10 protein-coding genes are annotated in these 13495 nt (G+C 68.6%); 7 read left to right on the plus strand and 3 right to left on the minus strand.

Features of this window, described 5'->3' with window-relative positions; genetic code table 11:
- The first annotated feature begins 42 nt into the window (after positions 1 to 42).
- From IPZ69_RS20435 to IPZ69_RS20455, 5 genes are all read left to right on the plus strand, one after another.
- Complete coding sequence (locus IPZ69_RS20435) at positions 43 to 804, plus strand: DeoR/GlpR family DNA-binding transcription regulator (protein ID WP_235455615.1); 762 nt, start codon at positions 43 to 45, stop codon at positions 802 to 804.
- Positions 805 to 887: 83 nt separating this feature from the next.
- Positions 888 to 2243, plus strand: a complete 1356-nt coding sequence (locus IPZ69_RS20440) for an ABC transporter substrate-binding protein (RefSeq protein ID WP_235455616.1) — start codon at positions 888 to 890, stop codon at positions 2241 to 2243.
- A gap of 110 nt (positions 2244 to 2353) precedes the next feature.
- Positions 2354 to 3313: a carbohydrate ABC transporter permease gene (locus IPZ69_RS20445; RefSeq protein ID WP_235455617.1), complete on the plus strand. Its 960-nt coding sequence runs from the start codon at positions 2354 to 2356 to the stop codon at positions 3311 to 3313.
- On the plus strand, positions 3310 to 4194 hold the full coding sequence (locus IPZ69_RS20450) for a carbohydrate ABC transporter permease (RefSeq protein ID WP_235455618.1): 885 nt from the start codon (positions 3310 to 3312) through the stop codon (positions 4192 to 4194). The genes IPZ69_RS20445 and IPZ69_RS20450 overlap by 4 nt, the downstream gene beginning before the upstream one ends.
- Complete coding sequence (locus IPZ69_RS20455) at positions 4191 to 5180, plus strand: zinc-dependent alcohol dehydrogenase family protein (RefSeq protein ID WP_235455619.1); 990 nt, start codon at positions 4191 to 4193, stop codon at positions 5178 to 5180. The genes IPZ69_RS20450 and IPZ69_RS20455 overlap by 4 nt, the downstream gene beginning before the upstream one ends.
- Before the next feature lie 36 nt (positions 5181 to 5216).
- Here IPZ69_RS20455 and IPZ69_RS20460 read toward each other — a convergent pair whose 3' ends face one another.
- Positions 5217 to 6704, minus strand: a complete 1488-nt coding sequence (locus IPZ69_RS20460) for an extracellular catalytic domain type 1 short-chain-length polyhydroxyalkanoate depolymerase (protein WP_235455621.1) — start codon at positions 6702 to 6704, stop codon at positions 5217 to 5219.
- A gap of 440 nt (positions 6705 to 7144) precedes the next feature.
- On the opposite strand from IPZ69_RS20460, the gene IPZ69_RS20465 reads away from it, so the two are divergent.
- Entirely contained in the window at positions 7145 to 8500 is a 1356-nt protein-coding gene (locus IPZ69_RS20465; RefSeq protein WP_235455622.1) for a M64 family metallopeptidase, read from the plus strand.
- A gap of 162 nt (positions 8501 to 8662) precedes the next feature.
- Here the strand turns inward: IPZ69_RS20465 and IPZ69_RS20470 are convergent, their stop codons facing one another.
- Positions 8663 to 9748 (minus strand): helix-turn-helix domain-containing protein, encoded by a 1086-nt coding sequence (locus IPZ69_RS20470; protein ID WP_235455623.1) that lies wholly within the window; start codon positions 9746 to 9748, stop codon positions 8663 to 8665.
- Between the two features lie 100 nt (positions 9749 to 9848).
- Between IPZ69_RS20470 and IPZ69_RS20475 the strand changes: the two genes are divergently transcribed.
- Positions 9849 to 11144 (plus strand): MFS transporter, encoded by a 1296-nt coding sequence (locus IPZ69_RS20475; RefSeq protein ID WP_235455624.1) that lies wholly within the window; start codon positions 9849 to 9851, stop codon positions 11142 to 11144.
- Between the two features lie 344 nt (positions 11145 to 11488).
- On the opposite strand, the gene IPZ69_RS20480 is transcribed toward IPZ69_RS20475, so the two are convergent.
- The gene (locus tag IPZ69_RS20480) at positions 11489 to 13078 is read right to left on the minus strand and encodes an FAD-binding oxidoreductase (RefSeq protein WP_235455625.1); all 1590 of its coding nucleotides are present in this window, start codon (positions 13076 to 13078) and stop codon (positions 11489 to 11491) included.
- Positions 13079 to 13495: the final 417 nt, after the last annotated feature.

Here is a 13495-nt window from a genome sequence, read left to right on the forward strand (position 1 = left end):
GTGCGAGCACAACGCGCGGAGCCGTGAAACGGAGGTGTCGCCGTGGACGCCGAGGAACGAAGACGCGGGATTCTGGAAACGGCACGCCGTTGCGGATCCGTGGACGTCGGAAAGCTCGCAGCCGACCTCGGTGTCTCCAAGGAGACCGTGAGGCGCGATCTGAACCTGCTGGAGGGGCACGGGCTGGTCCGCCGTACCCACGGCGGTGCCCATCCCGTGGAGAGCGCGGGCTTCGAGACCACGCTCGCCTTCCGCATCACCATGCACGTTCCCGAGAAGTCCCGGATCGCGGCCGCCGCGGCCGAACTGCTCGGGGACGCCGAGACCATCTTCATCGACGAGGGCTACACCCCACAGCTCATCGCCGCCGCCCTCCCCCGCGACCGGCCACTGACCGTGGTCACCTCCTCGCTGACCACCGCGGGTGCCCTCGCTTCCTCCGACAACTTCACCGTGTTGCTGCTCGGCGGCCGAGTGCGTGGCGGGACACTGGCCACGGTCGACCACTGGACGACCCGCATGCTGTCCGGCTTCGTCATCGACCTGGCGTACGTCGGCGCGAACGGCATCTCCCGCGAGTACGGGCTCACCACCCCCGACCCCGCGGTCAGCGAGGTCAAGGCCCAGGTCCTCAGGGCCGCCAGACGCCGGGTGTTCTCCGGGGTCCACACGAAGTTCGGTGCCGTGAGCTTCTGCCGCTTCGCGGACGTCACGGCGTTCGAGGCGATCGTCACCGACGCCGGGCTGCCCGCTTCCGAAGCACACCGCTACTCACTGCTGGGCCCCGAGGTCATCCGGGTCTGAGCCGCGTTTCCTCCCGCCTGTCCCACCCCCGCAAGCCGGGGGCCTGGTTTCCCACGCCCTCGAGACATCCCCTGGAGTCAGTCATGCGCACACGAAGAATGATCCACGTCCTCGTCACGGCCACGGCCGCGGGCTCATTGCTGGCCGCCTGTAGCGGCGCAGGCGGCTCGACGGGCTCCGGGGGCGGCGGGCAGAGCATCAACGTGCTGATGGTCGGCAACCCGCAGATGGAGGACATCGCGAAGCTGACGAAGAGCACGTTCACGAAGGACACCGGCATCAAGGTGAACTTCACCGTCCTTCCCGAGAACGAGCTGCGCGACAAGGTCACCCAGGACATCGCCACCCAGGCGGGTCAGTACGACGTCGCCACCATCGGCGCCTACGAGGTACCCATCTGGACCAAGAACGGCTGGCTGCACGACCTCGGTGCCTACGCCGACAAGGACGCGAGCTTCGACAAGGCCGACCTGCTCAAGCCGATGGTGCAGTCGCTGTCCGGCTCCGACGGCAAGCTCTACGCCCTGCCGTTCTACGGCGAGTCGTCCTTCCTCATGTACAACAAGGACGTCATGAAGGCGAAGGGCATCACGGTGCCCGAGCACCCGACCTGGCAGCAGATCGCCGACATCGCGGCCAAGGCCGACGGCGCGCAGCCGGGGATGCGGGGTATCTGCCTGCGTGGTCTGGCCGGCTGGGGTGAGTTGGGGGCGCCGCTGACGACGGTGGTCAACACCTTCGGCGGCACCTGGTTCACCAAGGACTGGAAGGCCCAGGTCAACGGCCCGGCGTTCAAGAAGGCGACGAACTTCTACGTCGACCTGGTCAGGAAGCACGGAGAGGCGGGAGCGGCCCAGGCCGGCTTCACGGAGTGCTTGAACGCCATGAGCCAGAAGAAGGTCGCGATGTGGTACGACGCGACCAGCGCGGCCGGGTCGCTGGAGGACCCCAGCTCCAGCAAGATCGCCGGCCATGTCGGGTACGCCTACGCACCGACCCAGGAGACCAAGAGCAGCGGCTGGCTGTGGTCCTGGGCGTGGGCCATGCCCAAGACCACGAAGAAGGCAGACGCGGCCTCGAAGTTCATGCTGTGGGCCTCCAGCAAGAAGTACGAGAAGTTGGTCGGCGAGAAGCTCGGCTGGTCGCGCGTGCCGGCCGGTAAGCGCGCCAGCACGTACGAGATCCCGCAGTACCAGAAGGCCGCGGCTTCGTTCGGTGACATCACCCTGAAGTCCATCGAGGGAGCCGACCCGGCCAACCCGGGCGTCCAGCCCAGGCCGACCGTGGGCGTCCAGTACGTGGCCATCCCCGAGTTCCAGGACCTGGGAACGAAGGTCGCCCAGGAGATCTCCGCCGCCATCGCCGGCAAGACCAGCGTGGACAAGGCGCTGAACGACGGCCAGAAGCTTGCCGAGGACGTCGCGAAGAACTACCAGTGACCGTCACCGCCCGGTCGGCCTCGGCGCCGGCCGGGCACCGCTTCCCCACCCCGGCCTCCCCCAGTACTTGACGGGCCGGAGAGGCACCCCCTCAGGCAGAGGAATCACCCATGACCACGCTCACCGCTCCACCCAGGACAGCACGACCGCCTGGCCGGCCGCGCACGTCCACCGGCGTCGGCAAGTGGCGGCGCCGCATCCCGCTGCTGCCGGCTCTGGTCTTCACCATCGTCGTCACACAGCTGCCCTTCGTGGCCACGCTCGTCATCTCCACGTTCCAGTGGAACATTCTCAAGCCGGGCGACCGGCACTTCGTCGGCCTGTCCAATTTCACGTTCGTCTTCACCGACGAGCGACTGCGCACAGCGGTGTTCAACACCGTCGTGCTCACCGCGTCGGTGGTGTTCATCAGCGTGGTTCTCGGCCTCGGTCTGGCACTGCTGCTCGACCGCCGGTTCGCCGGCCGCGGTCTGGCGCGCACGATGCTCATCGCGCCGTTCCTCGTCATGCCGGTCGCGGCGGCGCTGCTGTGGAAGCACGCCATCTACAACCCCGACTACGGACTGCTCAACGGCACCCTCAACGCCGTCTACCGGCTCTTCGGCGCGGACAACGGCCCCACGGTGGACTGGGTTTCCTCCTACCCCATGCCGGCCGTCGTGGTCTCGCTGGTCTGGCAGTGGACCCCGTTCATGATGCTGATCCTCCTGGCCGGTCTGCAGGCGCAGCCCGGCGACGTCCTGGAGGCGGCCCGTGTCGACGGGGCGTCGGCCATGGCGACCTTCCGTCACATCACCCTGCCGCACCTGCGCCAGTACATCGAGCTGGGAGTCCTGCTCGGCACGATCTACGTCGTGCAGACCTTCGACGCCGTCTACACCATCACCCAAGGCGGCCCGGGCTCCCAGACGACCAATCTGCCCTACGAGATCTACCTGACCATGTTCCGCAAGTACGAGTACGGCCAGGCGGCCGCCGCCGGAGTGGTCGTGGTACTCGGCTCGATCGTGATCGCGACCTTCGCGCTGCGCACCATCGCGTCGCTGTTCCGCGAGGAGGTGTCCCGATGACGCACGCAGCCGTCGCCGCACCGGGCGCGAGGCTCAAGAAGCTCATCCGCCGTCACGACGACCACACCGGTGCGCCCCGGCTGTCGCCCCTGTGGACGTTCGTCGCCTGGCTCGCCACCCTGGCGTTCTTCGCGCCGGTGGCATGGATGGTGCTCACCTCCTTCCACCAGGAGGCCGACGCGGCGACCAACCCGCCGACCCCCTTCGCCTCCCTCACCTTCGACCAGTACAAACTGCTGTTCAGCCGGGACATCACCCCGTTCCTCCTCAACTCGGCCATGGCCAGCGTCTTTTCGACACTGCTCGTGCTCGCCCTGGCGGTGCCGACGGCTTACGCGCTGTCCATCAAGCCGGTCAAGAAGTGGACCGACGTGATGTTCTTCTTCCTGTCCACCAAGTTCCTGCCCGCCATCGCGGCCCTGCTGCCGGTGTACCTGATCGTCAAGGACGCCGGAATGCTGGACAACGTGTGGACGCTGATCATCCTCTACACCGCCATGAACCTGCCGATCGCGGTGTGGATGATGCGCTCGTTCCTCGCCGAGGTCCCCAAGGAGATCCTGGAGGCCGCCGAGGTCGACGGTGCCAACCTGCTCACCGTCCTGTGGCGGATCGTCGCACCGGTCGCCATGCCAGGGCTGGCCGCCACCTCGCTGATCTGCTTCATCTTCAGCTGGAACGAGTTCATGTTCGCCGTGAACCTCACCGCGACGCAGGCGTCCACCGCGCCGGTCTTCCTCGTCGGCTTCATCACCAGCGAGGGCCTCTTCCTCGCCCGGCTCTGCGCCGCCGCCACGTTGGTCTCCCTCCCGGTTCTCATCGCCGGTTTCGCCGCCCAGGACAAACTGGTCCGCGGCCTGTCCCTAGGAGCAGTCAAGTGAAAGCCGCCGTCATCGAAGCCCCCGGCAAGGTCACCGTCACCACGGTGCCCGACCCCACTCCCGGGCCGCGCGAGGTCGTGGTCGAAGTGGCGGCCTGCGGACTGTGCGGGACCGATCTGCACATCCTGCAGGGCGAGTTCGCACCGACCCTGCCGGTCGTACCGGGTCATGAATTCGCCGGGGAGGTCGTGGGACTCGGCAGCGAGGTCACCGAACTCGCGATCGGCGACCGCGTCGCGGTGGACCCCTCGCTGTACTGCAACGAGTGCCGCTACTGCCGGGCCGGACGCAACAACCTCTGCGACCGGTGGCGGGCGATCGGAGTGACCGTGGCCGGCGGCGCCGCCGAGTACGCAGTGGCACCCGTCGCCAACTGCGTACGGCTGCCGGACCATGTGGGCGTCCAGGACGCGGCACTCATCGAGCCGCTGTCCTGCGCCGTGCGCGGCTACGACGTGCTCAACAGCAGGATCGGCTCCCATGTGCTGATCTACGGCAGCGGGACCATGGGCCTGATGATGCTGGAGCTGGCCAAGCGCACCGGTGCCGCCTCGGTCGATGTCGTCGACGTCAACCCGGAACGGCTGGCGACGGCCGGTCAGTTGGGCTGTACCCAGACAGCGACATCGGCCGACAAGCTGGGGCGGCCGAGTGGCTGGGACGTGGTGGTCGACGCGACCGGCAACGCCGCCGCCATCCAGGACGGCCTGGACCGGGTCGCCAAAGCCGGAACATTTCTGCAGTTCGGGGTCTCCGACTATGCGACGACGGCCACCATTTCGCCGTACCGCATCTACAACCAAGAGATCACCATCACTGGCTCCATGGCGGTCCTGCACAGCTACGAGCGCGCGGCCGAACTGTTCGCCACCGGGGTACTCGATCCCCAGGTGTTCATCAGCCACCGGCTGCCGCTGACGGAGTACCCACAGGCACTGGACCGGTTCGCCGCGGGCCAGGGGCGCAAGATCGTCGTGCTGCCCTGACCTGTCACCGTGAAACCGCGGACGCCGGGCGGTGTGTCAGGACCCGCAGCCCGAATCGGCGATCACGTAGTAGCCGGACGAGGTCTCCTGAAGGGTGTGGGTGACGGAGACGTTGTACAGACCCATGTTCTGGCTGGAGCCGTTGGCGTAGACATAGCCGAGGCTTTGGTGGGCGCGGCCCGCGGCGACGTGGTGGTAGTTGCTGTCGGTGAAGCATTGCGGCTGGTATCCGGTGGTGGTGGCCGAGACCGCGGACGACCGTGCGCCGACCGCGCCGCCGGAGTCCACCGCCGCGACCGTGTAGCCGTACCGAGTACCGGAGTTGAGAGCCGTGTCGGTGTACGACGTCCCGGCCGTCGATCCGGCCTCGGTGCCGCCGCGGTACACCTGGTACGCCGCCGCGCCGCTCACCGCGGACCAGGACAGCGACACGGTGGTGTCGGTCGTGCCGGTGACCGTCAGCCCGGTCGGAGCCGGGAGGCTGCCGGTGTCGCCCCCGCCCGAGGCGTCCAGGCCCCAGAACTTCGCGGTCCAGTACGAGGAGCAGAGGTAGTTGAGGTAGTACGTCCCGGTGCTGCCGCACTGGTCGGTGCCGGAACCGGGATTGACCGCGAGGCCGTGTGCCATGCCGGACACGGAGAAGGTCTCCACCGCCGCCTTGCCGTTCGCATCGTCGTACACGGCCCGTGTGGTGCCCCCGGTCAGGGTGGTGGTCGAGGACGGGGTCTGGCTGAGGCCCCAGACGTTGGTCCACTGGTCCCGTTCCTCGGTGGCGTTGGCCGGGTTGACCGTGGTGTCACCGGTACCCTGCCAGATCGCGACCCGCGGCCAGGGCCCGCCCCAGCCGCCGGAGGCACCACGGACCGCGTCGCCCCACTGCCCCGGGGTTCTGTTCACCGCGTTGTACTCGCAGGTCAGCGCGCTGGTGAGGTCGGTCGCGCAGCCCGCCGGGATGCCGGAGTCGATGGCGCCGCCCGCGAACACGTCGGGGTAGTCGGCGAGCATCACCGACGTCATCGCACCGCCCGCCGACAGCCCGGTGATGTAGACGCGGCCGGCATCGCTGCCGTAGTGAGACCTGGCGTAGTCCACCATCTGCTTGATCGACAGCGCCTCACCCTGGCCACGGGTGTCGTCCGAGGACTGGTACCAGTTGAAGCAGGAGTTGGCGTTGTTGGCGGTGGTGGTCTGCGGTAGGACGAGTGCGAAGCCGTACATGTCGGCGTACTTGGACCAGCCGGAATGGCTGTAGTAGTCGCCCGCGCTCTGAGTGCACCCGTGCAGGGCCACGACCAACGGCGCGCCGGACGGCAGGCTGTCGGGAACGTACTGGAACATCTGCAGGTTGCCGGGGTTGGAGCCGAAGCCCGTGACCTGCTGCAGGCCCGCGGCCTGAGCCGGGGCCGGGGAGAGTCCGAGGACCACGGCGATCAGGGCCAGGACCGTCGCCGCCGCGGAGACGGGGCGCGGCCATTTCAGGCGCCATACGCGGCGCGGTACGAACGGGGGGAAAGTCGGGTTCATGGTGCCACCTGGGTGATCGCGACGGGCGAGGAGAGGAGAAGGCAGCCGCGCCCTGCCTCGAATGCCGTTGCGCGGCCTCGGAGTTACGGGGACGTTACGTCCGGGATTTCGGGGCCGTAATGGGGATGCACGCCACCTCGTGGCGGTACGGCGTGTGGGTCCGCACCGTTGTGGCACGGGCCAGGACCCACGTGAGTGCCTCGGGGTCGGCACAGGGCCGCTCGCGGGTGCGTATGGGCCCGCGGCAGTGCCCGCTCACCGTCGGAGGGGTGGCACGGCTCATCGAGCCCGCCCAGACGCTGTCACTTCGTCCGGCACGGTGCGCCATTCGCCGTTACCGCAGGGTCACTTGAGTACAAGTCTTGCCGCTTGTGACGCCAACCCCCTATGTTATGCGGCTAGTTAAGTCCACTTAACCCCCCACTTAATGCGAGGTCCTCGTGCGCGTCCACAGACACCTGCTGCCGGCATTCACCGCAGGAACCCTCGTCTTAGCCGGGCTCTACGCCGCGAGCATCCCGTCCCACGCAGCCGACACCTCCCCCACGCGGCCCCCGTCCTCCGCAGCCGCCGGTGAGAACACCCGGACTGTCGAGTACTTCCCCAGCACCCACAGTGAGGGCAGACACCGCCAGGTCTCCGCCACCGTCCCGCAATGGATCAGGCAGAGCCGATCGGCCCCGGCGGTGAGCCCCGGCAAGACCCGCGTCACCGCACTCCAGCGCACAGGCGCTCCCGACGACCGCCTCGATGTCGTGATCATCGGCGACGGCTATAAGGCCGGTCAGCAGTCCGACTTCGAGGCGGACGCACGCACCAAGCTGAACGCGATCTTCCAGATCGAGCCGTACAGGAGCTACCGCGGACTGTTCAACTTCTGGCTCGTGGAGGCCATCTCCAACCAGTCGGGGGTCACCGGCGACCCGACTCGAGACGTCGTCAAGGACACCGCCGTCAGCAGCTACTTCTACTGCGACGACACCGAGCGACTGCTCTGCATCGACGAGCAGAAGGTCGACTCCTACGCGCAGCGGGCACCGGACTCCGACATCGTCTTCGTCATCGCGAATTCCACGAAGTACGGCGGCGCCGGGTACAGCGGCCTCACCTCCACCGCCGGCCACACGGGTATCGCCACGATGTCCTCCGACAACCCCAGCTCCTACCTGATAGGCGCCCATGAACTCGGCCACTCCATAGGCCTGCTCGGGGACGAGTACGAGGACGGGGGCGGCGACCGCTACCCCGGACCGGAACCCACCGAGCCCAACCTCACGATGCAGACCGCCGCCGACATGCAGGACCACCGGGCCAAGTGGTACCGCTGGATCGGTGAGAGTGACCCGTCGGGCGGCACGGTCGGCGCGTACGAAGGCGGCGGTTACCACCACCACGGCATCTATCGCCCCACCGAGAACTCCATCATGCGAAGCCTGAGCAACGACAGGTTCAACCTGCCCGGTCAGGAAGCGATGATCGAGGGCTTCTACCGCCACGCCTCCCTGCTCACCGCCCGCACCCCCACCGCCCGCACCCTGGGGGCTTCCGACCCCCTTCGCGTCAGCGTCGCCCGGCTGCCGCGCGACGGTCTGTCCGACGTGCGCGTGCACTGGTACGTCGACGGAGTCGAAGTCCGGAAGGCGGTCGGCCGCCGCACAGTCACGCCGAGCGCGCTGCGGATCAGTCCGGGTACGCACACGGTCACCGCGACGGCCACCGACGACACGTCGGCGCTGCGCGAGCCCGCGGCCCGGCAAGCTGCCTCCAGCAGTGTGAGCTGGCAGATTGCCGAGTAGAGCGGTCGCCGTCGACGATCACGGCCCTCAGATGCAGGGGCCTGTTGGACCTGTCGGCGTCGTTCACCGACTGCCGGTCGATGTCCCGCACCGGCCAGCCGGCGCGGGACATCGACCGGCTCACGACGGCATCGCGTTGTCTTTCTGGCAGACCGAAGCCACTCAGCGCAGTACGGCCGCCAGCAAGTCGGAACCCAGCGCCGTCAGGTCGGACACATTGAGGACGTAGCGAACATAACGACCATGCCGCTGGGCGGTGAGCAGCCCCGCCCGGCGCAGGACGGCGAGGTGTCGGGAAACCTCCGGAGGTGAGAGTTCCCAGGCATGGGCCAGCTCACCGTTGGTGTGCGCGCCGCGGGCCAGGGTGCGCAGCAGCCTCAGCCGTACCGGATGGGCGAGTGCCTCCAGCCGTAGAGTGACCGTTTCCAGCGATACCGGCTCTGCTGGGCTCGGCTCGGCCACGGGGTACTGCATCACCGGCTGCCACCCGGGCGCGAAGACCGCCACCAGGTGCGGACTGCCGAAGACACTGGGGATGAAAGTGACCCCTGTGCTGTGGGCGGCGGTCGCCTTGTCCTGCAGTTTGTCCACGACGATGCAGTCGCCGTCCGGTGCCAGGGTGACCGCACCGGAGACCGACGCGAGTGCCGCCCCGATGCCCTGGCGCCTGAGCAGGTCGTTCTTGAGGCGCAGGTCGGTGGCGAGCTGCACGGCGACGTCCGTCCAGGCGGCGTCGAAGAAGGCCTCGGCACACTGTTCGAGGGTGCGGCGCACCCGCGCCCGCACGGCGGCCGGGTCCGCGAGCAGACGTTCCGCGAAGGCTTCTTGTTGCGCGCCGCGGGCCTGGGCCAGGTCCAGGGCCCGCTCGCGCGCGGTCGTATCGGTGAGCGGCGAAGGAGATCCGAAGTGGACCCGGTTGCTGCCGCACGTCGTCACGAGCGCGGCGGTCACATACCTTTCGTCGTCGATCCGGTCCACGTCGTCCAACTCCTCGGCGAGGGTGGGCCGAGGCCGGGCGGGGAGCAGAAAGTCGGCTCGTGAGGAACGCCAGAGGAACTCCGCCTCCCTGAGCCGCTCGGCCAGCTCCGGCCGCAGCCCTGCCCAGACTTCTCCGGCCCAGTCGGCGAGCTGGGGATGATGCCCGGGTTCGGCCAGCACGTGCAGCATCGCGGTCAGCTCGGCCAACGGGGAGGCGGCGAACCGCAGCCGCTCGGACGGCAGGCCGCTGATGTCGATCCTCAACGTCATCCCCGCATCATCACCGACCGCATGGCCGACGACGACGTCGGTTGACGGTATCCGTCAACCGACGTGGCCGGCCCGGCGGCCGCACGCACCGTTTGACGTCATGGCAACCACCATCAAGACCCAGCCCCGCGCTCTCGTCCGTGCCTCCGGAGGAGCCCGCTATGCCGTCGCCTTGGTCGTGGACGCGCTCGGCACCGGCCTGCTGCGGCCCTTTCTGCTGCTCTACGGGGTGATGGTGCTGAGGCTGTCCGCGCCGACCACCGGCATCGCCATGACGGTCGGCGTCGTCGCGGGCCTGGTGTGCATGCCCGCGGTGGGCCAGTGGCTGGACCAAGGCGCACGCAGCACGGTCGTGGCAGCGTCGATGCTGGTGCGGGTGCTGGGTGTGGCGCTGCTGCTGGCCACCCCGGCGGGGCACGTCTGGCCGTTCGCGACGGCGGCGCTCTTCCTCGGCATCGGCAACCAAGCCTGGCCAGCCGCGCACGCGGCTCTCGTGGCCACGGTCTCCCACGGCCGGGAACGCGACGCCGCTCTCGCGGCGGCCCGTGCCCTGCGCAACGCCGGCCTGGGCGTGGGCGCGCTCGTCGCCACCGCCTGCCTGGCGGGCGGCACCACCGCGTTGCGGGCGCTGGCAGCCGTCACCGGGCTCGCCTATCTCGCCGCGGCGGCCCTGGCGTGGTCGGTCCACCTGCACGCGCAGCCGGCCGCCGCTCCGGCCAAGGACGGGGACGACGGGCGCGCACCTCGGATGCGCGCACTGCTGGCCGCGAACGTGGTCTACGTCTTCTGCCTCAACGTCCCCGAGATCGCGCTCCCTCTGGTCCTGGTGACGCAGTTGCACGCCTCCCCGGTGTGGTCGGCGGCCGTCTTCGTGGCCAACACGGTGCTGGTGGTCACCCTGCAGGTTCCGGTCACCGTCCTGATGTCCCGCTTCTCCCGGCGGACCGTGCTGGCTCTTGCCGGCGTGGTACTCGCCGCGTCCTACCTCGGCTTCCTCGCGGCCACCTCACTGGGACACGGCTGGGGTGCCCCGGCCGTCGCCACGGTGTCCGTGGTCTGCACCCTCGGCGAGATCCTCTACGCCGGTAGCGCCACCGCGCTCGTCACCGCCCTCGCCCCGGCCCACGTGCTGGGACGCGTCCTCGCCCGCTTCCAACTCTCCACGGGCTTCGGCCTCGCCGTCTCCCCGGCGGCCATCACCGCTCTCGCTCCCCATGGCCCGACCGCCCTCTGGGGCACCCTCACCGCCACGACACTCCTGTCCACCGCCGCCGTGGCCACCGAGCAGGACCGAGGAGCGCGGCTCAGCGGTCGCCGCCGGACGCGCCCTGCTCGCCGAGGTGAGTCAGCCAGGTGTGCCGCGTATCACCGCGAGGGTCTTGATAGTGGAAGGTGAGGCCGAGTGCGTCCGCTGCGACAGGGTCGGGGGGTGCGGGACGGCCAGTTCGCGCGTCGGCTCGCTCACCTGGGCATAGGGGTCGATGCGATCGATCCGTCGCGGAGGCTCGCGCGCTGTCCGGCCGGATGGCCGATGACCGGAGTCCGCGCTTCCAGGACGTGGACGTGACGGAAGTCGAACTCCCCAAGGCGCACTACGATTTCATCTCGTGCCTCGTCAGCATCCCTCGACCGCAGCCAGCCGGGCCAGGGCCTGGCTGCGGAAGTCATAGAGCTCTTCGACTGTCTGTTCCGACCGGGCCGGCGACAGCGTCTTCTGACAGATTGCCTCGCCGCCTGGGCTCAACTCGTGCCGATCGCTTGCGGGTAGTCGAAGAAGCCGGAGGGGTCGTATTTCCGCTTCACGTCGACCAGACGGGGGTAGTTCGTGCCGTAGTAGGCCTCCCGCCAGTTCTTCAGCGTCGGGTCGGGGAAGTTCTGGTATGCGTGTTCGGGCGACCTGCCGGGGAAGATGTCGTCGTAGAACTGCTTGAGCCAGCGGAGGTTGACTTCGGCGACGTCGGGGCGGTCGTAGTCGGCCCACGAGGTCTCGGCGGCGAAGACGAAGAGGTCGTTTCGGTGTACGAACGCGGTCGCGTTCGGCGGTACCTGGTTGATCTTACCGCCGAGGGCGAACATGGCGAACCCGGCTCCGTCCTCGTTGTTGCTGCCAGGCCAGTCCAGCAGGCGCTCGGCAGCCGCGCTGACCTGCTGGTCGGTCAGGAGAGTGCGGGAGTCGAGGATCGCCGATTTGGTGGCAAAGCGATCGATCGGTGTGGTGGCGCTCAGCAGCACGCTCGCCTCACCGGGCGTGACCTGACGAACGGACGCGCTGTTGCGGGCGCGTTCCTCGGTCGTGCCGATCTGGAGCAGCGGGTCGAGGATGGCACGCAGTTCCTGGACAGTGCCGTAGAACTGGCCGATGGCGTTGACGTTGGCGTTGGCATGGATCTGTGTCCTGGTCGTTCCGTGGGTGCCAATGCCCAGACGCAGATGGAACCGCTTGTCGTCCGCGGTGTCCTGGGCGATGTGCTGCGCGGCGGCGATCACCGGCAGTACGGAGTCCAGGCTCCAGCGGAGCTGGTAGAAGCCCACGGTGCCCTCGAACTGCTCGTACTGGAAGGTGAACGAGGTGTGGACACCGAAGTTGTTGCCGGCTCCGCCGCGGCAGGCCCAGAACAAGTCGGGGTGCGTATCCTTGCCGGCCTTGACCGTGCGTCCGTCGGCGAGCACGACGGTCGTGGAAACGAGCCGGTCGCATGTCAGCCCGAACATCTTGTCGCTGAAGCCGATACCGCCGCCAAGCACCAGCCCTGCGACCCCGACACTGGGGCAACGGCCGGTCGGCACGAACATGCCCTGGTCCTCCAACAGCGGATGCAGGTCGCCATTGGTGACGCCGGCCCCTACGGTGACGGTGCCGGCGTCGTGCACGACCTTCATCGGCCCATAGACCCGAGGGCGGGCACGACCCGGGATCGGGGTGGAGACGATGCTCTTCATGCGGGCCATGTTCAGCAGCAGGCCCCTGGTGGTCGAATACCCGGCGTAGTTGTGTCCCAGCCCGGAGCGCGGTACGACGGGCAGCCCTACCGCGCGAGCCCAGCGGATCGCCTCGCACACGTCGCCGGTGGTCGCGCAGGCAACGATGCCGGCAGGCAGAATTCCGGCGTACCTGTGGTTGAACGGCAAGGCCAGCGACACGTATTCAGAGCCATACGGCCGGTAGAGGGTAGCCCCAGGGGACAGCGCATCAGCCAACCGCTTCCAGTCCCGAGCGCCAACAGGCCCTGCTGCCTCGGCTGCCGCCGCACTCTCCGGTGCCTGCAGCGCCAGTGCCCCACCAACACTGCCCAGCACGCCTGCCCGCAGCACATCCCGCCTGTCGATCACAGCGACCCACCCTCACGCAGCAGTCGCAGGCTCCTCCTGCGATCCCATCGGCCAGTTCACCGATCGTCGACCGGTGCCGTCCCCGCCGGCTGCCCACTCGCCAGACGCACCACGCGAAAGGACGAGAGACGCACGGCCAAACAGCTCAGACAGTGGCACCATGCCGCGAATCGCCCGCGAGGGTACGGACTCCTGACAGCGACTTGGCCGGTACCGCTGGGCCAGCGGCCGTCAGCGCCTCCACCATGCGGTACTCGGCAAAGGCGCTGACGGCTTTCCCGACATCCAGAGGACGGGTCGACACGCGCGGTTTTCAAACCGAAGGCTGTGCCGACGCGACTATGGAGTTGTCCACGGTCTGGCCGGCGTTGTCGCGGCGGCGCCCAAGCCCCCGCACAGGCGTGGACCACGGTGTCG

The sequence above is a fragment of the Streptomyces olivochromogenes genome, assembly GCF_021538895.1.
Taxonomy (GTDB): Bacteria; Actinomycetota; Actinomycetes; order Streptomycetales; family Streptomycetaceae; genus Streptomyces; species Streptomyces olivochromogenes_A.

Bases quoted from the DNA above. Each gene is read 5' to 3' on its own strand.
- IPZ69_RS20450 (WP_235455618.1), top strand. From the start codon at position 3,310: ATGACGCACGCAGCCGTCGCCGCACCGGGCGCGAGGCTCAAGAAGCTC.
- IPZ69_RS20470 (WP_235455623.1), bottom strand. From the start codon at position 9,748: ATGACGTTGAGGATCGACATCAGCGGCCTGCCGTCCGAGCGGCTGCGG.
- IPZ69_RS20440 (WP_235455616.1), top strand. From the start codon at position 888: ATGCGCACACGAAGAATGATCCACGTCCTCGTCACGGCCACGGCCGCG.
- IPZ69_RS20445 (WP_235455617.1), top strand. From the start codon at position 2,354: ATGACCACGCTCACCGCTCCACCCAGGACAGCACGACCGCCTGGCCGG.
- IPZ69_RS20460 (WP_235455621.1), bottom strand. From the start codon at position 6,704: ATGAACCCGACTTTCCCCCCGTTCGTACCGCGCCGCGTATGGCGCCTG.
- IPZ69_RS20475 (WP_235455624.1), top strand. From the start codon at position 9,849: ATGGCAACCACCATCAAGACCCAGCCCCGCGCTCTCGTCCGTGCCTCC.